This is a genomic window from Robertmurraya korlensis, assembly GCF_023715225.1.
In the GTDB taxonomy this organism is placed as follows: Bacteria; Bacillota; Bacilli; order Bacillales; family Cytobacillaceae; genus Robertmurraya_A.
Map to the genome: position 1 here is coordinate 32,363 of NZ_JAMBNS010000003.1, position 22,158 is coordinate 54,520.

At 35.8% G+C, this 22,158-nt stretch carries 22 protein-coding genes and 3 pseudogenes; 8 read left to right on the top strand and 17 right to left on the bottom strand.

Going from position 1 to position 22,158, the window contains the following annotated elements:
• Nucleotides 1-387: 387 nt before the first annotated feature.
• The 3 genes from M3175_RS06690 to M3175_RS06700 are packed head-to-tail and all read right to left on the bottom strand — an operon-like array spanning nucleotide 388 to nucleotide 2,448.
• Complete coding sequence (locus M3175_RS06690) at nucleotides 388-801, bottom strand: chromate resistance protein ChrB domain-containing protein (protein WP_251516376.1); 414 nt, start codon at nucleotides 799-801, stop codon at nucleotides 388-390.
• Complete coding sequence (locus tag M3175_RS06695; protein ID WP_251516379.1) at nucleotides 798-1,232, bottom strand: Chromate resistance protein ChrB; 435 nt, start codon at nucleotides 1,230-1,232, stop codon at nucleotides 798-800. The genes M3175_RS06690 and M3175_RS06695 overlap by 4 nt, the downstream gene beginning before the upstream one ends.
• A gap of 19 nt (nucleotides 1,233-1,251) precedes the next feature.
• On the bottom strand, nucleotides 1,252-2,448 hold the full coding sequence (locus M3175_RS06700; RefSeq protein ID WP_251516382.1) for a chromate transporter: 1,197 nt from the start codon (nucleotides 2,446-2,448) through the stop codon (nucleotides 1,252-1,254).
• A 477-nt stretch (nucleotides 2,449-2,925) separates the two neighbouring features.
• Between M3175_RS06700 and M3175_RS06705 the strand changes: the two genes are divergently transcribed.
• Nucleotides 2,926-3,396 (top strand): DinB family protein, encoded by a 471-nt coding sequence (locus M3175_RS06705; protein ID WP_251516385.1) that lies wholly within the window; start codon nucleotides 2,926-2,928, stop codon nucleotides 3,394-3,396.
• Between the two features lie 511 nt (nucleotides 3,397-3,907).
• Here M3175_RS06705 and M3175_RS06710 read toward each other — a convergent pair.
• The 9 genes and pseudogenes from M3175_RS06710 to nagA form a co-directional block, all read right to left on the bottom strand.
• Nucleotides 3,908-4,687, bottom strand: coding sequence for an ABC transporter permease (locus M3175_RS06710; protein ID WP_251516387.1), 780 nt, complete (start codon nucleotides 4,685-4,687; stop codon nucleotides 3,908-3,910).
• Nucleotides 4,684-5,589, bottom strand: a complete 906-nt coding sequence (locus tag M3175_RS06715) for an ABC transporter ATP-binding protein (protein ID WP_251516390.1) — start codon at nucleotides 5,587-5,589, stop codon at nucleotides 4,684-4,686. Before M3175_RS06715 ends, M3175_RS06710 begins: the two co-directional genes overlap by 4 nt.
• Nucleotides 5,589-5,792, bottom strand: coding sequence for a PLDc N-terminal domain-containing protein (locus tag M3175_RS06720; protein ID WP_251516393.1), 204 nt, complete (start codon nucleotides 5,790-5,792; stop codon nucleotides 5,589-5,591). Before M3175_RS06720 ends, M3175_RS06715 begins: the two co-directional genes overlap by 1 nt.
• Before the next feature lie 308 nt (nucleotides 5,793-6,100).
• Complete coding sequence (locus tag M3175_RS06730; protein ID WP_251516399.1) at nucleotides 6,101-6,445, bottom strand: YxlC family protein; 345 nt, start codon at nucleotides 6,443-6,445, stop codon at nucleotides 6,101-6,103.
• Entirely contained in the window at nucleotides 6,432-6,962 is a 531-nt protein-coding gene (gene sigY, locus M3175_RS06735; RefSeq protein ID WP_251516402.1) for an RNA polymerase sigma factor SigY, read from the bottom strand. The genes M3175_RS06730 and sigY overlap by 14 nt, the downstream gene beginning before the upstream one ends.
• Before the next feature lie 471 nt (nucleotides 6,963-7,433).
• Nucleotides 7,434-7,526 (bottom strand): annotated as a pseudogene (locus M3175_RS06740) (GNAT family N-acetyltransferase); the annotation flags it as partial.
• Nucleotides 7,527-7,652: 126 nt separating this feature from the next.
• Nucleotides 7,653-8,036, bottom strand: a complete 384-nt coding sequence (locus tag M3175_RS06745; protein ID WP_251516404.1) for a YkvA family protein — start codon at nucleotides 8,034-8,036, stop codon at nucleotides 7,653-7,655.
• 447 nt (nucleotides 8,037-8,483) lie between these two features.
• Nucleotides 8,484-9,108, bottom strand: a pseudogene (locus tag M3175_RS06750) (glucosamine-6-phosphate deaminase).
• Nucleotides 9,108-10,070 carry an N-acetylglucosamine-6-phosphate deacetylase gene (nagA, locus tag M3175_RS06755; RefSeq protein WP_251516405.1) on the bottom strand — a complete coding sequence of 321 codons (963 nt, stop codon included), beginning with the start codon at nucleotides 10,068-10,070 and terminating at the stop codon, nucleotides 9,108-9,110. The pseudogene M3175_RS06750 and the gene nagA overlap by 1 nt, the downstream one beginning before the upstream one ends.
• Nucleotides 10,071-10,351: 281 nt before the next feature.
• Between nagA and M3175_RS06760 the strand changes: the two are divergent.
• The 3 genes and pseudogenes from M3175_RS06760 to M3175_RS06770 all read left to right on the top strand — a co-directional run bounded on the left by M3175_RS06760 (nucleotide 10,352) and on the right by M3175_RS06770 (nucleotide 13,726).
• Nucleotides 10,352-11,895 (top strand): annotated as a pseudogene (locus M3175_RS06760) (PTS transporter subunit EIIC).
• An 18-nt stretch (nucleotides 11,896-11,913) separates the two neighbouring features.
• Entirely contained in the window at nucleotides 11,914-12,612 is a 699-nt protein-coding gene (locus M3175_RS06765; RefSeq protein WP_251516406.1) for an N-acetylmannosamine-6-phosphate 2-epimerase, read from the top strand.
• A gap of 274 nt (nucleotides 12,613-12,886) precedes the next feature.
• Nucleotides 12,887-13,726 (top strand): MurR/RpiR family transcriptional regulator, encoded by an 840-nt coding sequence (locus tag M3175_RS06770; protein WP_251516407.1) that lies wholly within the window; start codon nucleotides 12,887-12,889, stop codon nucleotides 13,724-13,726.
• A gap of 400 nt (nucleotides 13,727-14,126) precedes the next feature.
• Here M3175_RS06770 and M3175_RS24860 read toward each other — a convergent pair whose 3' ends face one another.
• Complete coding sequence (locus M3175_RS24860; protein ID WP_285852202.1) at nucleotides 14,127-14,249, bottom strand: hypothetical protein; 123 nt, start codon at nucleotides 14,247-14,249, stop codon at nucleotides 14,127-14,129.
• A gap of 47 nt (nucleotides 14,250-14,296) precedes the next feature.
• Here M3175_RS24860 and M3175_RS06775 point away from each other — a divergent pair, with 47 nt between their 5' ends.
• A complete protein-coding gene (locus tag M3175_RS06775; protein WP_251516408.1) occupies nucleotides 14,297-15,334 on the top strand; it encodes an AbrB family transcriptional regulator in 1,038 nt (345 codons plus the stop codon).
• A gap of 161 nt (nucleotides 15,335-15,495) precedes the next feature.
• On the opposite strand, the gene M3175_RS06780 is transcribed toward M3175_RS06775, so the two are convergent.
• The 3 genes from M3175_RS06780 to M3175_RS06790 form a co-directional block, all read right to left on the bottom strand.
• Nucleotides 15,496-16,011 (bottom strand): heme-binding protein, encoded by a 516-nt coding sequence (locus tag M3175_RS06780; protein WP_251516409.1) that lies wholly within the window; start codon nucleotides 16,009-16,011, stop codon nucleotides 15,496-15,498.
• Between the two features lie 192 nt (nucleotides 16,012-16,203).
• Nucleotides 16,204-17,202: a Gfo/Idh/MocA family protein gene (locus M3175_RS06785; protein WP_251516410.1), complete on the bottom strand. Its 999-nt coding sequence runs from the start codon at nucleotides 17,200-17,202 to the stop codon at nucleotides 16,204-16,206.
• 2 nt (nucleotides 17,203-17,204) lie between these two features.
• Complete coding sequence (locus M3175_RS06790; protein ID WP_251516411.1) at nucleotides 17,205-17,348, bottom strand: VOC family protein; 144 nt, start codon at nucleotides 17,346-17,348, stop codon at nucleotides 17,205-17,207.
• Nucleotides 17,349-18,235: 887 nt separating this feature from the next.
• Between M3175_RS06790 and M3175_RS06795 the strand changes: the two genes are divergently transcribed.
• The 3 genes from M3175_RS06795 to hxlB all read left to right on the top strand — a co-directional run bounded on the left by M3175_RS06795 (nucleotide 18,236) and on the right by hxlB (nucleotide 19,959).
• The gene (locus M3175_RS06795; RefSeq protein WP_251516413.1) at nucleotides 18,236-18,598 is read left to right on the top strand and encodes a winged helix-turn-helix transcriptional regulator; all 363 of its coding nucleotides are present in this window, start codon (nucleotides 18,236-18,238) and stop codon (nucleotides 18,596-18,598) included.
• Between the two features lie 151 nt (nucleotides 18,599-18,749).
• Complete coding sequence (gene hxlA, locus M3175_RS06800; RefSeq protein ID WP_251516415.1) at nucleotides 18,750-19,394, top strand: 3-hexulose-6-phosphate synthase; 645 nt, start codon at nucleotides 18,750-18,752, stop codon at nucleotides 19,392-19,394.
• Between the two features lie 7 nt (nucleotides 19,395-19,401).
• Complete coding sequence (hxlB, locus tag M3175_RS06805) at nucleotides 19,402-19,959, top strand: 6-phospho-3-hexuloisomerase (protein WP_251516417.1); 558 nt, start codon at nucleotides 19,402-19,404, stop codon at nucleotides 19,957-19,959.
• 504 nt (nucleotides 19,960-20,463) lie between these two features.
• Here the strand turns inward: hxlB and M3175_RS06810 are convergent.
• Nucleotides 20,464-21,657, bottom strand: a complete 1,194-nt coding sequence (locus M3175_RS06810; protein ID WP_251516419.1) for a C40 family peptidase — start codon at nucleotides 21,655-21,657, stop codon at nucleotides 20,464-20,466.
• Between the last annotated feature and the right edge of the window lie 501 nt (nucleotides 21,658-22,158).

Below are 22,158 nucleotides of genomic sequence, written 5' to 3' on the forward strand. Positions count from 1 at the left end.
TTTATCGATATTTACAAACCTGAAAATTGGCGATTCTTCTATTCAGTTCCTATCTACATACTGGTTTATCTAGTTGCTAATTGGTTAACAACTAGAAAGGAATTTAATGAGATCACTGACCCTCTTTCTAAATAGAACTTTCATTTGTTTTAATTACCTCTTTTTATCTAGAGGTTTTTTATTTCCGTTTATGTCACAATAGGGGTCTACTGTTCATTTCCTTTATTACATAAACCTGCTTCTTTTCTGCAATAAGGATATTTAACAAAAATAGGCATCAATCCATCTTGGATCAATGCCCACGTTTCTTTAAGTACTATATTTCACAATCTTTCTAATTAAATAAAAAAGGCGACCTTCATTTTGAAAAATCACCCGATTATTATTTTATTTTCTTGATATTTGAGCATACAAGGCGTCAAATATTATACTACCTCTTTCTAATGCCGTTACATCATCAGGACTTGTTAATCGAATTCCATCGCATATAAAATCAAGTCCAGGTGCAACTGGTTCTAGGAATACTTCTTGTACAGTATCTGCTTCATCTACAATTTTAGCAATTTGTTCTAACACAGGGTCTTTGATTTTATATTCCCGCAACATCGTGTGAAAACTACAATGCCCCCTTTGATGGGAAAGACGAACACCAGGAATATCAAAAGGTTCCAAGCCTTCAGATAATGGTTTCTGACCTATAGGAATAAATGAAAATTCTGCCTCTGAATCAATCCATTTTTTTATTAACCACGCACAAGCCATTCGATCGACACCAACATTTTCCCACGTAACCCATTTCATTCATTTATCCCCCCTCTAGCATGTTGTAATTCTTCCAGAACAATTTTCCCTAGTTTTGATTCAAAATAATCCTTCATCTTAACCTGCTGATATTTCTTTGAGAGAGAAACAAGGTCAAAAGGTTCTTTCTCTAGCTCAATTAGGATTTCTCTATACTCCTGTTCAACCTGACCCAAAAATTGTTTCAAAATCTCTTCATCTTTCATTCCTAAGAGCAATTGAGATTCCCAAAGAGAAGCCTCTCCACCTAGTTCTTGAATCTCTACAGTTAACCATTGAAACTGTTCCCTTGTCTTAGGGTTAGAAGGTAGACACCAAACGGAATCGTGAAGAAGAACAGCTCCTAGTCTCTTTAATTTTCTCCACACATAAACCCTTATTTTACTGGGGTTACGTGGAATCTTATATACTAAATGCAGCCATACTTGCATAAATCCAACTCCTAATTTTTTACTGGATTAATGGGTAAACAATTAAGCCAATAATGGCTGATATGAGAATGATAATAGGCTCTGAAATCTTTTTAGTTTTCCATAATAAAAGTAACGTAATAAGTGCAAATAGGGCTGTGGGAACGTCTATAATTGATCGTTTACCCAATACAATAACGGCTCCACTAATGGCTCCTGTGGCAGCAGCCGTAACTCCATTGACAAAGGCATTGATTCCAGGGAGTTTTCCGTATTTTTTAAACAATGGTGCAGGGACAATGGTTAACAAGTAGCAAGGCAGAAATGTAGCTAAAGCTGCCACAGTTGCACCTGAAAATCCTTCTACTAAGTAACCTATGAAGCCTGTAGTAATAACGACAGGTCCTGGTGTTATCATCGCAACTGCGACTGCATCTAGAAATTGTTGAGGATCTAACCATCCATACTCTTTAACGGTACCACCGTAAAGAAAAGGAACAATGGCAAGACCACTTCCAAACACGAATGCCCCTGCCTTCGCAAAGAATGTGAAAATGTTCCATAAGCTACCTGAATTTGAGGAAATAGCTACTCCAAGTAGTAAAGAAGTTGAAAATGGATCAATACTTTTTATTTTTAGCGTTTTCCCTATCCCTTTTGGGGGTGATTTTACTAACCAATACACAATCCCAGCCCCAAGAAATAAAAGGACATTTTCTGTTTCAGTAATAACCGTTACTATGCCTGCAATCGAAAATATAGTCCATAGAAGCCAATCCTTGCCGATTGTTTTTGTTGTTAGCTTATAAGCACTAAAGGCAATGATTCCAATTACACTTGCTCCCACGGCATAGAAAACAGCTTGCATCCAAGTTAAGCCACCGAATCTAACATATGTCCACCCTAAACATACCACCATAATAAATGAAGGTAAAACAAAAGCAATAGCCACTAGAGTAGCTCCTATAAATCGATAATGGACATAACCAAGATAGATAGCTAGTTGAGCAGCTAAAGGACCAGGAGCAAGTTGTGACAAGGCAAGACCATCTTTATAATCTTCTTCCGAAACCCACTTTCTTTTCTCTACTAAGTCCGTGTACATATAACCTGTTAATGCTACTGGTCCACCAAAACCGACCGTACCTAACTTTAAAAAATATAAAATCATTTGCCAAAGTGAGTACGTTGCAACTTGAGGTTGAAGAGTAGACTCTTTATTCAATGACGTATTCATTTGTAATCTCCCCTTATTAAGTAATACTGGTTACATTTTATGAATCCATTATATATGAAACCCAGTTAAAACAGGAAGAGAAATTTGTAACAATGGTTACATTTTCGTTTTCAAAAGAACATCAAAATAGAGCCGTTAATCCAAAAGGGATCTTCGACTCTTCTTACTTATTCATTTTATTAAATTTATAAAACTCGAACATATAAATCTTTTGCTATCGAAATTCAGACACCAGCATGCCCCAATTCAATGGATGTCCTTTTAGGGTCCAATATGCGTCAAAAGTTCATTTCTTATTCCATAAACCTGCCCCGTTTGTTTATTAATAACATTAAACAATACAGTACTTGATTACCTTCTAGCACAAGTACATTGTTAAAATTCGTTAAAATAATTTCTAATAACCTTCAACAAAAAGTTCCTCCAGAACATATATTCGTGTAATATTTATTTATGACTAGTAAGGGAGGGTTCTTTTTGAATTCAATTGACCTAATTATTTTAAACTTTAATGAAGTTCGAAGAAGAAGCATTAAGGTGTGGACATCGATACCTGAAGAAAAACTAAAATGGAAGCCTGATGATGAAGCCATGAATTGCATTGAAATGATCAGGCATGTTCTAGAAAGCGAACATTATTATCACCTAGCACTTATTAATAGAGGGAGTCTTTCAGAGTTTATTTCACCTTTCGAAAATAGGCCTTTCACTAATGTAAGCGCGGAATTGGAGTTTGCAAAGCCATATCGTAATAAGTTCTTCGACACAATCAAGTCATTTTCTGAGGAAGATTTAACAAATATAAAGATAGACCGCTCTGATTCAGGATACATAAGAGACTTGGGGGATATGCTCCTCCGTATTGTCTACCACGAATCAATTCACACTGGTCAGTTATTGGATTATTTAAGAACCGCAGGGGTTCCACGGATACGAATCTGGGATTAAATTATAGTACAGGTGCTTTCACTATAGTGAGGTACCTTTTTTGTATCAGTTCTTCAGAGACTAAAAATTGAGATAGTATTCAAGAGTTCTTCTTCAACTATCCTGCCCCTATTCTACAATAAGAATTTCAACATAAAGAGACCTTAATCCTTCTTGAATCAAAGCCCCCTATAGTTTCCATAGTCTTTAATAAAGAAAATTAACTAAAATAAAGCTTTTCAAGTATAAGAGAATACCATTGTAGAGACGTGCACTTTATTTGGAGTGGCGGGCATGATAGCCTACTAGCAGAGCCATGATCCTTAATACGTCGGGCTTCACGGCATATAATCATGCCCGTAGAGGCTCCAAGTAAAGTGACAAATTGACTGAACTTACTTCCATCAGAACGCCCGCCAATATATAAAAATAACTTCGATCTGACTTATATGCTTCTTAAAACACTACACTACATTTAAGTGAAGTGTTTCATAAACTATAAAAAAAGAATACACACGGTAGGATACCTTTTTTATTCCAATAGCTCTTTTTGCTTAAAGATTTGTATGGACGAGATGAGAACGACGATGATAATAGCAATAGTTGTAATAAAAGCTAGCAAGAAACTAGAATCTAGTTCTCCTGACAACAAGACCTGTCCTGTGTGCTCAGTCATCGTAGCCGGACTCCATTTCATATACTTTCCTAGAATGGATGTAACCGTCGAAATGGCAAAGACCACAAAAATTGTAACAAAAGCGACACTGCCATTTCCTTTCATTATCGTACTAAAAAAGAGCGTCAGTGTAACAACAAAAACTAACCATATGCTGTAGATCACTAGACTTTGAAAAACGTGCTCAAAAGCGACTGTTTCAATGAGTAGACTCGTATAATACCAAGAAGCTACATATCCGATAAACAATGAAATGAGTGTAATTGTAATTAACCCAGCCCATTTCGATAATATATACGAGGAATAAGGAACTGGTTTAATCATGACCATACCTGCTACTCCACTCTGTCTTTCTGCGGAAACGACACCCATTGCACTCAAGACAAGAATAAGTACACCAAGCATTCCATAATTTGACAGAACCATCATTAATACTTCTGCCCCAGTTGGAGTAGGCATTTCAAGGATTGTACCTTCTGGAAGACCGCCAAAAGTGTCCAAGATTTCCGGCATATAATACGAACTAACCGGCTTTATGACACCTAGCAAGATAAAGACAATTGGAATCCATAAAATTTTATAATTTCGCACCATTTCCTTTATTTCTTTTCGATAAAGAACAGTCCATTGTGTCATGCCTTCACCACCTCCATAAATAAATCTTCTAATGTTGTTTGAGAAATCTCGAACTTACGAATTGGAAGTTTTCTATCCACGATATCTTTTAATAATGTTTGCTTCCCATTTACCATATCTTTTAATATGATGCTGGCTTTATTACCTTGAATGTTTACTTCAGATACAAAGCTATAACTCGCTATGCTCTTTAGCCAATCGACAGCCTGTGATTCAAATTCAATTTGTAAAATAGGTTGTCGCTTCTCTTCCATTACACTTCCCAGGCTACCTGATATCGCAATTTCCCCGGCATGCATGATAAGAATGTCGTCACTTATTTCTTCTGCATCGTGAAGGACATGAGTTGAGAAGAGAATTGTCGTTTCCTCTTTAATCTCTCTCATCATGTCCAACACTTCCCGTCTCCCAAGTGGATCGAGTGCTGAAACAGGCTCATCTAAAATAAGTAATTTCGGACGATGAATTAGAGCCTGTGCCAATCCGAGGCGCTGCTTCATTCCACCAGAATACCCCCCTATTTTTCTTTTCTTCGCATTCGTTAGGCCTACTCGTTCAAGTAATTCGTCACTTCTTTTTTCTGTTTCTTTACGATTCAGCTTTGCTAATTGTCCTGCGAAAACAAGAAACTCCTTTCCACTCATCCAATTATAAAAAGCAGGATATTGAGGTAAATACCCAATAAACTGCCTTAAATCCTTTGCTTTTTCCCCTTTAAAATCAATACTACCTGAAGTCGGTTCCAACAATCCGGATAGCATTTTTAATGTCGTTGTTTTTCCTGCTCCATTTGGTCCAAGTAATGAAACGCACCTGCCTTCTTCAATATGAAAATTGATTCCTTTAACAGCATTCGTATTTCCAAATCTTTTTACTAAATCGCTTGCCTTTAATAACTCCATTAATCATTTCTCCTTCCAACAACGAAATAAAGCACTGGTCCTATTAAGTTGATAATGAGAATAATAAGGATCCACAACCATTTTGGTCCGTTCGTTTTTTCTTCTCTAATACAAGAAACTAATGCGGTAATCATAAGAATTAAATGTAAGACAAGAATTGGCGCAATCGCTCCCCATGGGATTCCATTTAACAGTTCATTCATTTTTTTCTCCTCTAAATTCTTTATTTACCCTTAATACGATTACGTTCGCCTAATCGTTCACTCACGAAAAAAATAAATAAAAAAATCTCAGGAATTTGATCCTGAGACCTTTCTTTTAAATATTTTTCTTGCAAAAATAAGATAGATAATAAGATACGTTGGAAATTGAATAAGTCCTAAAAAACCCCATAGCCAAGCATTGTGTCCCCTCTTCCGCGCATCCCAAAACATCCATGAGCTCTGGCAAATCAGAATGAATGCAATCACAACCCATAACCAAAGCGGTATGCTACTTAGTTCGTTTGAGTTCATTCATTACTGACCTTCTTTCTAGTTTTGTTAAGAGCTAAGGGCAGTAAGATAATCCCCACAAGCTGAAAATAAAGAAAAAGAATTGGCTGACGATAAACGACAGCAATCGCAACTGAAAGCACAAATACTGCAACAGAGATAAACGTGAGGAGGTCTTTCCATTGTTTCTTTCGTATTCTTTTTTTCTCTAATTCAACATTCTGTTGAAACCATTGTAAGTTTGGAGTAGATACTGGATTCCATTGATCCAGTTTTTCTAAACCATCTATTAATTGCCTAACCGTTAATTCATCTTCATCATCCAACCTAGAATTACTATTTTTAGAATCATACTCCTTCAAGTTCAGCCAACTCCTTTCGTACACTTTTTAGACCATTTGAAACTCGAGATTTTACTGTTCCTTCTGCAATGCCCATCATTTTTCCAATTTCCTCATATGAATATCCGTAATAATGCTTTAACACGATTGGCATACGTATTTCTTCATTAATTTGGGCAAGTACATCAAGTACATCTGTCCATTCTTCGTTCATATTAGCTGCATTCCATTTCATTTTTCGGAGCGCTTGTTCCTGCTCTAGCCAGTTTTTCTCCCGCTTCTTTCTACGCTGTTGATCGATGAAAAGGTTCGTTGCGATTGTGATGAGCCATGAGGAAAACTTGGATTCACCATTATACAGTTGGATTTTTTCAATACACTTCATCATCGTCTCTTGTGTTAAATCTTCTGCGATTTGTGGATGAAGGGTAACTTTCATTAAATACTTTACGAGGAACGAATAATTCTGTTGTAGCAGTTTCGAAAGCGCCAATGTATCTCCTTTTTTCGCCTTTCGAATTAAATCCTTTTCATCCATAAGATCTACTCCATAAAATAATGATCTATATGTAATACGACTAACTGGGAAAAATCGTTCATTTTCAAAATAAAGAAACACAACAAAAACGTTTAGGTACCTATTAGTATTTATTAAGTTTACTTGAAAGTTATATATTTGACCAAAAACCAAAGTATTGTTGCTCATTCAACGAGTTCAGAATACTTGTTAAATTATTATAGTATTAAAAACTACTCACATGATTTGTTTAAGTATGTCTTCTTTAACTAACCTGCTTCTTGTTCAATAAGGATGTTTACAAAGTGTCATTAGTGTTAATAAAAGTTTCACGTAGTAATAAAAGATTCATTAATAAAGGAGCTCTCCTTAAACGGAAGCCCCCTAACTAATGGAATGTACATACAAATAAAACTTCAATTTCAAGCTGTTCTGGAAGCATGAAATATTTAAAGATTTAATTGAAAGAAATTGACAAACTATTACCTATGTTTACTTGAAAAACTTATACCAATACAAAGTGGTTTCTATATTTGGATTATATGACTGTTTCAATGTGTCAACTCCACCTAGTATGACACCTTCCCATTCTGAAAAAGAATTTTACTAGTACAAGCCTAAATACCTACCCTATTCAACATTACTGCACCGTTACTTCAATAACAGTTCAACAAAAAGAAGCATTAATCCTTTTAGAGATTAACGCCCCTGTTAGCTGAATAGTGGATAAATTTTCTTAAAAACCCAAAACGTAACTATGACCCAAATCAATATTATTATTGAACCGCTTATCCAATTCTTCGGCTTCCCCTTTCTCATCAGTTCTTCGGCCTTAATTTCACAGTCAAATAATACATCTTTAGGTATCATCTTCAATGCCAACATTATCCCTAACGGAAGGAGAATTACATCATCTAAATAGCCAAGAATGGGTATAAAATCTGGTATGAGGTCAATCGGACTGAACGCATAAGCGACAATACTAGCAGTAAATACCTTTGCATACCAAGGTATTCGTTTATCTTTACATGCATAATAGAGAATAAATATCTGTCGTTTTAAATTTTTCGCCCAAGCCTTAATTTTTTTAAACATTTTATCTCCTAAATATAGTTAAGATTTTGCTTTTATTATAACAAAATGTATTTTGTTTATTGAACTAACCTACTTCTATTCTACAACAAGTATATTCAATATAACTAGACATCATCCTTCATAGATCAATGCCCCGTTAGTAAAAGTATCTTATTTTGACATACTTAATAAAAGATATTTATGCTTTGTAAAACGTTTTCTATGGGCAGCATCCGCTTTTTTATGACTTGTTTAGCACGTAATTTAACAAGAAAATCAATCGCTTCAGATTTTGATGGAAGAGCTAATATGACATAAGGATATTTAGTATTTTCGTGCTTTTCTTGGACATATAAGGCTAACGTATGAATTATAGTTGCTTCGTGCTTCAATCTATTTAGTACCGTTATGCATCTTTTGGTGATATAAATTATCTTAATTCGACCATCTCATTAACATTGCATAAATTTAAACTGTGGAATTCCCTATAGCTGCCTCGTCTGCAATAATTGTTACATTGGGATGTGTTTTTAATATAGAGGCGGGGAAGCTTTCATCCATCTCTTCTTGTAATAGTTGCATCAAAGCATCTTTTTTGCTATCTCCAGATATAAGCAACAGTATTTCTTTGCTGCACATAATGCTGGCAATCCCCATGGTGATTGCATGAGTTGGCACCTCACTAAGGGTGTTGAAAAATCTTGCATTGGCTTCTCGTGTAGAAGGTTTAATTCTACAAGATGTGTTTTGGATTGAAAGGGCGTTCCTGGTTCATTAAATCCAATATGACCGTTACTACCGATGCCAAGAATTTGGAGATCAATCCCTCCATGCATCTCTAAGAGGTTTTCATAATCTTTACATTCCTTCTTTGGATCCTCTGTATTACCTTTAGGAACGTAGGTATTTAATTTTTTTATATCAATATGGTTAATGTTTGATAATCCTTTACTAATTGACCATATAATCCAACTGGGGTTCCACCTGTTGCTAATCCCAGCTTTATTTTAGGATTGCGGCGTATTCTTTTGACCAAAATCTCCGAAGCTTTCAAGCTCATCTCATCATAATCCTTCACTATTACTATTCTCATTAATGTTCTCCTCCTTGAAGATATGCTAGTTGTCCACGACAAAACGTCATGACTACTTCGAGTTGCTCATCTGATATCACAATGTCAGCGTCCTTACCTATTGAGATCGTTCCTTTTCGATCGATAATATTCAATTGTTTAGCAGGGTTAAGAGAAGCCATTTGAATCGCATCTTCTAGTGAGCAGTTAATATAATGCATCATGTTTTTCATAGCATGTCCGAGTTTTAGAGTACTGCCCGCTAGCGTTCCATCCTGTAAAAGTGCCTTCCCGCCTTCAACTGTTACAGCTTGTCCGCCAAGGTCATAAACTCCATTTATTAGACATTTGTCCCGCATAGAGTCTGTTATTAAAATTAACTCTTTATTCCCTTTTTGCTTATAGACCAGTTTCACCATTTCGGGTCGGATATGAAAACCATCTAGGATAATTTCTGCAGTTAATTGATCGTGTAAAAAAGCTGCACCGACTACACCGGGTTCACGATGATGCATGCCTCGCATTTGATTAAATAGATGTGTGACATGCTTAGCTCCGGCCTCAATGGCTTTGTTCACTTCTTCATACGTGGCATCTGAATGCCCGATCGATGCTATAATGCTGTTTTCATATAAGTATTTCACCATCTCGATTCCGCCTGGCTGTTCCGGTGCTAATGTGACGATTTTTATAGATTTCTTCGCTAAAGTGTTCCACTTTTTAAATTGCTCGATGCTAGAATTCACAATGAAATCAACAGGCTGTGCGCCGGCTCTAGCCTTATTGTCATACGGTCCTTCGAGATGAATGCCAAGGATCTCCGCTTTACCAGGAGACTGTTGCTCGTGTATATACTTTCCAGCATTCATAAGTGCATTTTCAATAACCGTAAAGCTTTGAGTCATTGTTGTAGCTAGAAAACTAGTTGTTCCTTCCTTTGGAAGAGCAGTTGATATGATGTCTAATGCAGATAGGTTTATCACACACCTTTTATCAAACTAATTGAAAAACTACATCTGATCATGGCAATAGCTGTTATAGAAAAAAAGAATCAGGGAGTTATTTCAAGTAGATATTCTACTATCAGAAATGAAAGAAAAATAGGTTAACACATTATTTTGAAAATGTTTTCAATGTTATGGGGAGATGAATGAAAATAGTTGAAACCGAACGAAACTCCATTGAACTCTTCTAATTGCGGATATATGATACCGTTATACCGGTATAAGATGTAGGACTAGCAAGATGAAGGAGGGCAACAGCAATGAAAAAAGTTTTTGAAAAAGCTCAACAATTTGGTAAATCGTTTATGCTACCGATTGCTGTGTTACCAGCAGCAGGTTTGTTATTAGGTATAGGTGGAGCGCTGTCTAATCCGAATACGGTTTCAGCTTATCCATTTTTAGATATTAGTTGGCTACAGGCCATTTTTACAATTATGAGTGCAGCAGGTGTAATTGTATTTACTAACCTGCCTATTATATTTGCAGTAGGTGTAGCGATAGGACTAGCTCGTTCTGATAAAGCAACAGCCGGATTAGCTGCAATGATTGGTTATTTTGTCATGAATAGTACAATCAATGCTTTACTTTCTTTAACTGGTGACCTAGTGCAAGAAAATTTGACAGGGGCCGGGCAGGCGGGCAGGGGATGGCAGTTGGGATTCAGACATTAGAAACCGGTGTATTTGGAGGTATTATAGTTGGAATCGTGGCAGCTGCTTTGCATAATAAATACAATAAAATTCAGCTGCCTCAAGTGTTAGGATTCTTTGGAGGATCTCGCTTTATTCCTATCGTCGTTTCGTTTGCTTCCATTTTAGTAGGCGCCATTCTATTTCTAATTTGGCCTTACTTCCAAGCGTTAATCAACCAGCTTGGGTCACTTGTTACAAGTACCGGGGAAATTGGAACTCTTTTCTATGGATTTTTCTTACGTATGCTTGGACCGCTTGGATTGCACCATATTTTCTATCTTCCATTCTGGCAAACGGCTCTTGGTGGCACGCTAGAGATTGGCGGGAAAATAGTCAGCGGTACTCAAAATATTTTCTTTGCCCAATTGGGTGACCCCTCGACTGAACAATACTATGAAGGAGTATCAAGGTTCATGTCAGGCCGTTTTATTACGATGATGTTTGGTTTACCAGGGGCCGCTTTAGCGATCTATCATTGTTCTAAAAAGAAAAATAGAAAAGTAGTATCAGGAATTCTGCTATCAGCTGCGTTAACTTCATTCTTAACAGGAATCACAGAACCACTCGAATTTAGTTTCTTATTCGTGGCACCCCTTCTTTATTTAGTTCATTCTATTTTTGATGGTTTTGCTTTTATGATGGCAGATATTTTCAATATTACTGTCGGCCAAACCTTCTCAGGCGGATTTATTGATTTTATTTTATTTGGAGTTCTGCAAGGTGTCGATAAAACAAACTGGCCATATGTGCTATTGGTAGGTATTCCTTGGTTTTTCTTATATTACTTTACATTCAAGTTTTTAATAAGAAAAAAGAATTTCAAGGTTATTGGACGTGAAGATGAGGATCAGGTTACTGAACAAGTTTCAGCAACAGAGCGTGCTAAAACGATTGTTGAAGGATTAGGCGGAGCAAATAATATTGATGTTGTCGATTGCTGTGCGACTCGTTTACGCGTAACAATTAAGGATGAATCTTTGGTGAAGGATGATGTCATAAAACAGACTGGTTCAAAAGGGGTAGTGAAAAAAGGAACAGGTGTACAAATTATTTATGGACCTCAAGTTACTATTGTCAAAAACGAAATAGAAGAGTATTTAGGTAAGGAATAAATAGAGGAAGTGATTAAAATGCATCAGGTGTTAGAACAGATCAATAAAGGATTAATCGTTTCTTGTCAAGCTTTAGAAGGGGAACCATTGCATAGTTCGTTAATCATGGGCCGTATGGCAATAGCTGCAAAGGAAGGTGGAGCAGTTGGGATTCGAGCTAACTCCGTCTCAGACATTGTAGAAATAAAAAAACATGTATCTCTTCCTGTAATTGGAATCATTAAACAAGTATACGGGGACCATCCTGTCTTTATTACGCCAACTATGATAGAGATCGCTGCCTTAGCCGAGACGGGTGCCGAAATTATTGCGACAGATGCAACAAATCGAATCCGTCCCGATGGCAATGATTTAAAATCATTTTATCAAGAAGTAAGAAGGGAGTATCCTCATATTCTTCTGATGGCTGATGTGTCTACGGTTGAAGAAGCTATTTACGCCGATGAGTTAGGGTTTGATATTGTGGCACCGACATTATATGGATATACAGAAGAGACAAATGGCTTAAAAATTGATGATCATGACTATGCTGTTATTAAACAAATTGTCAAAGAAGTGAAAAACGCAAAAGTGATCGCAGAAGGTAATGTATCAACTCCAGAAATTGCACGCACCGTGTTAGATATTAATGTGCACGCAGTCGTTGTAGGGGGAGCGATTACAAGACCACAGATTATTACAAAAAGATTTGTGGATGCTCTATGCAAGAATAAATAATAGAAAAAATAACTCAGGCAGTTGCATGGGCACTGAATAAGCCAAAATGAAATTAGGCAGTAGAAAGTTCGTTTAATTTGAACTTTTCTACTGTCTTTTTGCTTTAAAATTCTTTGTTAATAAGGTGAATTAGAATGATTTGAACAGGAAACCCTTAGCCTTAGTCCATTGACTCCAAGTGAAGATTTCTCATAGTTTTCAACACTAAAACGAAGAATAAGGTCATCACTGTGTATAATTTACGAATAGTAAATCTAAAAGAGGAGAAATCATTATGGAATATCTCGGTGAGAATCTTCTTCATGGTATAGCCTCTACTATGGAGAAATTTACAAGCTCTGAGGCGGATTTAGCAACATATATTATTCATAATCCTGATGAAATCAGTCAGTTAACGATTAGTCAAATTGCAAAAAAAATTCATATATCACCTGCTACTGTCACTCGTTTTTGTCAAAAAATTTCTTTTTCAGGATTTAATGAATTTAAACATGAGTTAAGACGATATATCGATTTAAGAAACAAACCAACCATGACTAGTGATATCAAAGAGATTGATTATTTTTCTAATCTCTATCAAAACCATTTGGAGATTATTGAAACGACCTTTAGAAAAATGAATTATTTTGATATTCAACAAGCTGTTTCTCTATTAAATGAGGCTCAAAAAATTCATGTTTACGGTATCGGCAACTCAGGAATTGCAGCTCAAGAGTTTAAATGGAAGTTTTTTCGGATTGGCATAAATGTTGAGTCAATTACAGATCCACATCTCGCTGTAATGGATGCCGCACTAAGCACAGACAAAAGTTTAGTCATTGGTATTTCTGTGTCAGGGAATACGAAAGAAGTTATCGATGCGGTTAATATTGCTAAGAAACAGGGTGCGTCTATTCTTGCCATTACAAGTGAAAAAACATCTGAACTTTCTCAGTTAGCAGATTTAACCCTTTTAGTCATGAGTAAAAATAATATGCATATGGGTCAAAACATTTCTCCAACCTTACCACTTTTTTTACTTTTTGATTTAATTTACACAGAACTAGTGGCAAAAGACTATATGAACCGTATTCAGTTTCGGAATAAGACGTTGAGAGCTTTGAAGGATATTTGATCAATCACTTTATTCATTTAGTACAATATTTAGTTATGGAAATAATATATAAGACAGTTTTATGATACGGGCAAATAACATTTCTATGGTACGATCCTCTTATAATTAGCCGAGCGTTCTCCATATCCCTCACTGCTTCGGATTAATCATAAAAGCCCTAGAAGTATGAACCGACATTGATTTTAAGATCACTTCTAGAGCAACACCAGTAACTCAAATTTCAGTTTTTCAAATTGTTCTTGTTCTTTTTCGGTGAGAAAATCCTTAAGATGCATTAACAGCACCCCTTCCATTTTGTATATGATTTTATTTTAAAGGGGATTTTTCATTTAAACTATTGAAGAAACAAAATAAAAAAAAGAGCCCTATCCCCCTGTTAAAAGGAATACAGCTCTTATACTTAAATTGCACGTTCATATGTGGTTGCTTGCTCTTCACTACTAGTAAATAAAGCATTATATTGACTTCTTGCAGCATCTGAGTGGATGGTTATGGTGGAAAAGACAGAATAAAATATGTGCAAGCAAATAACGAAGTTTCAACTAGCTTTTTCTGAATTGAGGTTTTTTTATGGCAATAGCAAAGAGCTATTTATTAACTGCATTACTTGGTGTTATTGGCGCCTATGCTTTTCAATTGTTCCATATCCCAATGCCTTGGCTTCTTGGGCCATTGCTAACCATATTAGTTTTAAAATTAACGACGCAACTTCCTTTAAAATGGAACAAACACTTTCGAAATTTTGGTTTAGTTATTGCTGGGTATTCGATTGGTCATGCCTTTACTCTAGAGACACTTGCAGATATTCGCCTTTATTTACCTGTGATGATTTTATTAAATGTCCTATATATCATTTTATTTATTTTCATCAGCTGGGTTATAGCTAAACGTGTGAAAGTTGACCAACTGACCGCACTTACTAGCTGTGTACCTGGCGGAATGACACAAATTGTTGCTTATGCTGAAGAACAAGGTAATAAAAATATTACCTTGATTACGTTTTATCAAGTGCTCCGTGTAATCTGCATTATTGGCTTTGTACCACTGCTTGTTGTAGCTAGCAGTATCTCGGGCCCATCTGTTTCAAACGCACATTACACGTTTTCGTTTTTATTGTTTTTTGTTTTGAGTTACATCGCTGGCTTTATAGCCATGAAAATAAAAATTCCGACCGGCTATATGCTTGGTCCGGTATTTTTATTTATGGGATTACAACTGGCAAAAATCCAGGTTCCAGAAATTCCAGTGAGTGCACTTCATGTTGCACAAATTGTGATGGGGATTTACATCGGACTGCTTATGAATAAAGAGAATCTTCAGTTATCAAAAAAGATGATTTTCTATGCGTTTGTATCTTCGTTTCTATATATTGCCAGCGCTTTTGGGCTCGCTCTATTAATGATGCAAGTTTATCCGCTCGACTTTAAAACGAGCTTTTTAAGTATCGTGCCTGGTGGTCTTGATCAAATGGGCATCATTTCTGCGTCAGTTCATGCTGATAGTACCCTTGTTACAGCATTTCAATTATTTCGAGTACTAGTAATCTCTATTGCAATTGTTCCATCTATAAAATATCTAACAAGTAAGATTAAAAGCCATGACGCGTGATTTAACCTGTTTACATATTGAATACAATATCGCACAAAAACATTAACCCTTGCACGGTGAGATCTTACCCAAGAAAGTTAGAAAAATAGTTTTATGCATCTTTCAAGACCTGTGTTTGGTATTCTACTGGACTTAGGTCTTAAAGCTTTGCTTTCATTCGCTTAGATAAGTTTTCCTTTAAATACTGGAATCTCTTTGTTTAAATAGGAACACAGTGCATCTTCAATTACCTTATGATCCTTCCCATCACGTAATCCTGAAACCGCAATCGTTGCAACCAACTGTTTCCCTACATAGATAGGAAAAGCTCCGCCTACTGGTAAGCAATTACTATTTTCTTGAAAAATATCTTCTAAACCACCATTGGTTAATTCCTGAGCCATTGCCCACAAACTACAATGGCCTGTTTTTAACACTGTATTCCTTTTTGCTAAAGCAAAGTCAATATTTCTCTGTGATTTACTATTCCCTACATACTGAAAAACAGTTAACTCATCGCTTTCCCTTGTAATTCTAACAATCACATCTTCTTTATATTCCTGAGATATTTGTACAATTAAATTTCCTACGGATAATGCAACTTGACTATTAAACATTTCAAAAACAAATGACTTCTCTATTTCCTCCAAAACCTTTGCACACCCAGGTGGATATTGTCCTTCTAGTTCGCTTCTCAATTTATGCAACATCTTCTTTTCCTTTACCTTCCAATTTTTTTATTTGTCAATAACCTTATCAGTTCTTGTATCATAATTGCCAATTCCTAGGTAGGTTAAAGAAAATTACCTAGGAATTAGGGCAGCACTTCATATTCCAATGCTAGTTTTCGGGTCTCTGATAAAAGTCTCCTTTGATATGGTTATCAGTAACTATTGAACTAGAACTAAATCATCTGCCGGGAAATGAATTCCTGCTTCCAATCTTGCTTTTGTCTGAACCTCGCTGACGGCCAGACTTCTATCTAAATTTTCATAGCAAAAATCAAGATCATTCTTATTAATCGCTTTGACAAATGCCGTGAATTCCGGAATCAATCGTTCACTAGCAGATCCATCATCATACTTTTCTATTGTTCCATCATTTAGTTCAAGAGAAACCTCACCAATCAAATTCGCGGGATATACGTTTTTGATGCAACCCTTTGTTCCCTGAATAATACCACCATAAATTCCTTTGCAGTCTTTGGCTGCCGTACAAGTTGCAATAAAGGATGGATATGTCAACACAAGAGTTCCGCTTGTGTCGATATCACGCTCAATATTGGCAAAGTATTTTGCCGTCTCGGGCTTACCAAACAAGGCCATGACAAAATGAAGATTATAAAGGTTTAAATCCATCAATGCCCCACCTGCTTTAGCTGGATCAAATGCAGGTAGAACTTCACCCTGCTGAAAAGCGTCATATCTTCTCGAATACTGACTGTACTGGCTCTGAACAATTTTGATTGTTCCAATTTGAGGCAACCACTCTTGAATTTTCTTATAATTCCCCAAATAAAGTGTAGTAATAGCTTCAAAGAGAAATAGCTTCTTTGATTTTGCCAATTCCTGCAAATAGACTGCTTCTTTATAATTACTAGTCATCGGCTTTTCTACAATGACATTCAGCCCTCTTTCCAACGCTTTCTTACAATAATCAAAATGTAGGAAATTAGGGACAGCAACATAAACCGTATCAATACCGGTAGCACACAATTCATCAAAATCGTAGGTTGCGCACAAAATATTATGCTTGATGCACATTTCTTTCACTGAATCAATCGATTCTTTGACTCCCTGGATACCTAAGATGTCGATCCCATCCATCTCAACTAATCTAGGTAGGAATTCCTCAACAATTACTCCCGAACCAATAATCCCTAGCTTCATAGTTAACAATTTCCTTTCACTTGTAATGAATTCTCAGTATACTGCATAATTTCAATCTTATTTCCGTCTGGATCCTGTATCCACAGTTGATATGTTTCAGATGGACCTTTCGAAATATCGCTGTCGATAGTAATTCCAGCTGCCATTAATTCTTATTTTGTTTTAAAAATATCATTGCATACACTTTGTATATCCATCAAAGGGTAAATAAGCGAACAAGACAAAAAACGATCCAATGATTAAAAGTGGCATGGCCGCCATAAAACTATTTTTTACGGCTTTTAAATATGGTAAATTCCCTCTTCTAAAAACATCCATTGGCTGTATTGTCTCTTCATCCTTAATGAGGTTTACACACGAATGTTTTCATTTTTAAATGAATGAGGCAATTGAAATCGATTGGTATTTTTTCGTTTCCTATATAATCAATTGTTAACATAAAAGAACTCCTCCATTTCTTTTTTAGTAGCTTGATTATATTTGAGATAAACAGTATTAAAAATGCTAACAAATCAATTAGGATCTTATTTTTAATAATACTTTGAATGAATGATATTTTGCTGAACATAATGTTTAATGAAGAGCCAGTATAATGCCGTGAAACTAGTTGAAGTAGACAACATTCCACACAAAGCACCTATTAGTGGGAAAGACAATTAAATAAAGCTTCTAAAATCACACGAATGAAAGCAAAACTAAAAGACCTAAGTCCAGTAGAATACTGAACTAAGGTCTTGAAACATGCATAAAACGATTTGTCTAACTTTCTTGGGGAGGATCAATAGCAAGGGTGATTATTGCCCTTTATTTTATCTATAAAGGAAATAAGCGCTCAAGTGAAGAAACCGATGCAGAAGATATTTAATAAATAAGCTCATATTCCTAGCGCCTTTTTTAGTTAAAACACTAATGGGTATGGTTTGAAAAATATATACAGTGCTGATTATAACTGTTATACTACCTTTAAGTAAGTACGCACTTTAATATCATATAGTTACAATATATATACCTAACTGTTAAAGGAGTGGGAGAATTGGGACACGTTTGTTATCGTGAGTATAGTTGTGAAAAGGAACTAACGTTAGCCGTCATCGGTGGAAAATGGAAGATGTTGATCTTATGGTATCTAGGAAAAGAAGGTACGAAACGCTTTAATGAATTAAAAAACTTAATGCCTTCGATTACTCAAAGAATGTTAGTAAACCAATTACGAGAGCTTGAATCCGACTTTATCGTTCATCGAGAAGTTTACCCAGTCGTCCCTCCCAGAGTAGAATATTCCCTAACTGAGCGAGGAAAAACATTAATGCCTATTCTAGAAGCCATGTATGAATGGGGAAAAGAATATAAAGACTTTATTGAAACAAATACTGACGAAGAAATTCAATTGAAATAATGATAAAGTACATGTACGTTCAATCGTACATGTTTTTTTGTGTCTTCACAGTATACTTTTTGTTACTATATGAGTTTAATGTGCGTACTTCACTATTTGAACAATTTGTAATTATAATAAATTCATACCCAAAAAAAGGAGCGAATTTATTATGAAATTACAATTAGCTTTAGATTTAGTCGATATCCCAGGTGCCATTGAATTAGTGAAGGAAGTAGAGGAACATGTTGATGTAGTTGAAATTGGAACACCAGTTGTCATCAATGAAGGTCTTAGAGCAGTAAAAGAAGTAAAGGCAGCATTTCCAAATCTTACTGTATTAGCCGACCTAAAAATCATGGACGCTGCTGGCTACGAAGTCAGCCAAGCTTCAGCTGCAGGAGCAGATATCGTTACGATTCTAGGTGTAGCTGAAGATGAGTCTATTAAAGGTGCAGTGGAAGAAGCAAAAAAACAAGGAAAACAAATTCTAGTAGATATGATTTCAGTTAAAGATATTGCTGCACGTGCCAAACAATTAGACGAATTTGGAGTCGACTATATTTGTGTTCATACTGGATATGATTTACAAGCAGTTGGTAAAAATTCGTTTGAAGATCTTGCAACTATTAAGAGCGTGGTTAAAAATGCAAAAACAGCTGTTGCAGGAGGAATTAAACTAGAAACTCTTCCAGAGGTAATTGATCAAAAACCAGACCTAGTGATTGTCGGTGGTGGAATTACTGGAAAAGAGGATAAGAAGTCAGTAGCAGCAAAAATGCAAGAACTAATTCAAGAAGCAGTTGTACAAGGATAATACATCAATGAATATCACTCAATACTTAAAGGAAGTGGTTCAGGAATTAAGTAAAACCGTTGATTTAATCCCTGAATTAGAAGCTGACAAATTATTGCATACCATCCTTGAATCCAAGAAAATCTTCGTGACAGGTGCTGGAAGGTCTGGCTTAATGGGAAAATCCTTTGCCATGCGAATGATGCATATGGGGCTTGATGCATATGTGGTCGGTGAAACGGTAACAGCTAACTTAGAACAAGGTGATTTATTGATTATTGGTTCAGGCTCTGGTGAAACGAATACGTTAATTCCAATAGCAGAAAAAGCTAAGAAGTTGGGTGGAGCAGTTGCATTAATTACCACCTCTCCTGAATCTACCCTTGGAAAAATTGCGGATATAGTTGTTCCACTACCGGGTGCACAGAAAGATAGATCAAACAGTAATTATCAAACTTTACAACCGATGGGTTCTCTATTTGAACAAACTATGCTGTTATTTTACGATGCTTTAATATTAAGATTTATGGAGATTAAAGGATTAGACTCTAATAAGATGTACGGAAAACATGCAAATTTAGAATAAAGTATTCTTTAAAAAATCCTTTCACAACAAGGACCCTTATAATAAGAGGGTCTTTGTTGACTAAAAATAACTCTTAAATTATTTTTACTTTTCATTTATGAAGCTAAAAACATAATTTAAGAACTAACCTAAACGGAGAAATTCCGTTTATTTTAGGAAATACCAACATGTCCTGCAAAATAAGTGGAGTTTTTCCGCTTATATGAACCTAATCTTTAGATTTAGGTAAATTTAGAGAAGTTAATCGGAATATTTCCCCTTATATATGCTTCTTGACCCCCTACTAAACACATTAACCGGAATTTCTCCGCCTATGAATTCCTATGCCTCTTAGAAAAAGTCAACAATGAATAACAACAAAAATGCAGTCCAAAGTTGCGAATTGGACTGCATTTTTGTTTGATAATAAAGTTTTTGTACTTGAAAACCGAACCCGTTACCTGCTATGGTACCGTTTTTCTATACACGTATGTAGACAAGGAAAACTCCCTATCTATTAATCTATTAATGAATAACTCTCATAACTCTTCCATTAAAAGTATCTGCCCAATATCCACTAGACATATTGGCAATAGCTACACCTGTAGAGCTTTGCGACCCAATAAATTTGCCGCCGCCAATATAGATTCCAACATGTCCATCCTGTTTATATGTATTAAAGAAAACCATATCACCAGGTCGCATCTCACTTACAGATACAGGTGTACCAGTACTTTTTAAGGAATCCGTGCTAGCGCCTACGCGAATACCAGCCTGTGAAAAGGCCCAAGATACAAAGCCAGAACAGTCAAAACGTCCATTTGCTATGTCAGAGGCTGTTCTTCCACCGCCAAAAACATAGACTGAATTTCCAATATATTTATAGCCTGCATTTATTACAGTCGAAATAGCATCAGATGGAACAGCTGTATTTGAAACCGGTATTGAACTAGAGTTACTTACTGAAGTTCCTTTGCTTGTCCCAGTTTGAGAATTTGAAGGAGCAGTGGTTTTTACAGCCTCAGCAGCTGCTTGTAATTCTGCTTTCTGCTGTTGCAAACTAGATATTTCTGCTATGCTATCATTTTCTTGATTGACCAACTGTGCTCTTAGAGCCTCATTGTTTGCCTTTTGCTCAGCAATTTGAGCTTGCATTCCCTCAAGTTCAACCTTCATACTGTTTAGGCCGTTTAGCTTTTGTTCGACTTCTTTGTATTTCTCTTCTACTTCCTTTTTATCCGCTTCATGTGCTTCTATCATTTCCCGGTCAGCATCTATTATTGTTGCCACTGCACCAACACGGTCAATAAAATCACCAAAATTCTTCGAACCCAATACTACTTCCAGATAGCTTAACTGACCACCACTAGCTTGATAGGAAACAGCACGGGCTTTCAATGTTTCATTACGAACCACAATTCGTTCCTCAATCTCAGCTATTGCACTGTTCAGTTGTTCAATTTCAGTCTGTGTTTCCGCAATTTGAGCATTTGTAGATTCAATCTTAGCACTGTTGTCAGCAATAGCTTGTTCAATCTTCTGGATTTGTGCTTCTACTTCCGAACGCTGTGCTTGTAAACTACTAAGCTGCTGTTGAACGCTTACAATATTGCTTTCAATATTTTGAATGGATTCGGCATTTACTGGTGAAACAGTAAATAAGCTGCCTACTCCAAGTGTTACTGTTGTAATAAGTGTAATTAATCTAGTTTTTTTCAATTTAAGATCCTCCCTGCTTCCGCGCAGTGAAACAATTTATATGTAATTGACTTTTCGACAAAATTATCTATCTATTGCATTATATCATCACAATTTGACAACAATATTTTAGAAATATTACAAATACATTACAAAATTCATCTGAATTTAACATTTTTAGTAGAAGCATATATAGAAGAAATTATGGAGTTTAATAGTTTCCTTATTCTTACTTATTATTTTTGGTCACCTAGAATACTATATTTAATAGCTATCTTTTTATAACGATCGAAACTAAACAAAAAAGCCTAACTTATCCTTCTTGCTGGAAAAGAATCGGCTTTTTATTGATCTTAAGAAATGTGGAGTCTATCTTATTAGATTTTGTTGAGTGAATACTATTTTTCAATTTCTATTTGAAAAGGTTAACCTAAGTAACAAGATGTTTTAATAAATTATTTTCGTTTCAAATGGAGGGCGAATTATACATACTAAGAATAAAAACCAGACAGAATTAATTTT

Excerpts from the sequence above, each read along its gene's own strand:
- M3175_RS06715 (WP_251516390.1), bottom strand. The coding sequence starts at position 5,589 with ATGGAGTTATTAAAGGCAAGCGATTTAGTAAAAAGATTTGGAAATACG.
- hxlA (WP_251516415.1), top strand. The coding sequence starts at position 18,750 with ATGAAATTACAATTAGCTTTAGATTTAGTCGATATCCCAGGTGCCATT.
- M3175_RS06775 (WP_251516408.1), top strand. The coding sequence starts at position 14,297 with ATGGCAATAGCAAAGAGCTATTTATTAACTGCATTACTTGGTGTTATT.
- M3175_RS06765 (WP_251516406.1), top strand. The coding sequence starts at position 11,914 with ATGCATCAGGTGTTAGAACAGATCAATAAAGGATTAATCGTTTCTTGT.
- M3175_RS06695 (WP_251516379.1), bottom strand. The coding sequence starts at position 1,232 with ATGCAAGTATGGCTGCATTTAGTATATAAGATTCCACGTAACCCCAGT.
- M3175_RS06745 (WP_251516404.1), bottom strand. The coding sequence starts at position 8,036 with ATGTTTAAAAAAATTAAGGCTTGGGCGAAAAATTTAAAACGACAGATA.
- hxlB (WP_251516417.1), top strand. The coding sequence starts at position 19,402 with ATGAATATCACTCAATACTTAAAGGAAGTGGTTCAGGAATTAAGTAAA.
- M3175_RS06770 (WP_251516407.1), top strand. The coding sequence starts at position 12,887 with ATGGAATATCTCGGTGAGAATCTTCTTCATGGTATAGCCTCTACTATG.
- M3175_RS06690 (WP_251516376.1), bottom strand. The coding sequence starts at position 801 with ATGAAATGGGTTACGTGGGAAAATGTTGGTGTCGATCGAATGGCTTGT.
- M3175_RS06720 (WP_251516393.1), bottom strand. The coding sequence starts at position 5,792 with ATGAATGAACTGTTAAATGGAATCCCATGGGGAGCGATTGCGCCAATT.
- M3175_RS06700 (WP_251516382.1), bottom strand. The coding sequence starts at position 2,448 with ATGAATACGTCATTGAATAAAGAGTCTACTCTTCAACCTCAAGTTGCA.
- sigY (WP_251516402.1), bottom strand. The coding sequence starts at position 6,962 with ATGGATGAAAAGGATTTAATTCGAAAGGCGAAAAAAGGAGATACATTG.
- M3175_RS06790 (WP_251516411.1), bottom strand. The coding sequence starts at position 17,348 with ATGGCAGCTGGAATTACTATCGACAGCGATATTTCGAAAGGTCCATCT.
- M3175_RS06710 (WP_251516387.1), bottom strand. The coding sequence starts at position 4,687 with ATGACACAATGGACTGTTCTTTATCGAAAAGAAATAAAGGAAATGGTG.
- M3175_RS06785 (WP_251516410.1), bottom strand. The coding sequence starts at position 17,202 with ATGAAGCTAGGGATTATTGGTTCGGGAGTAATTGTTGAGGAATTCCTA.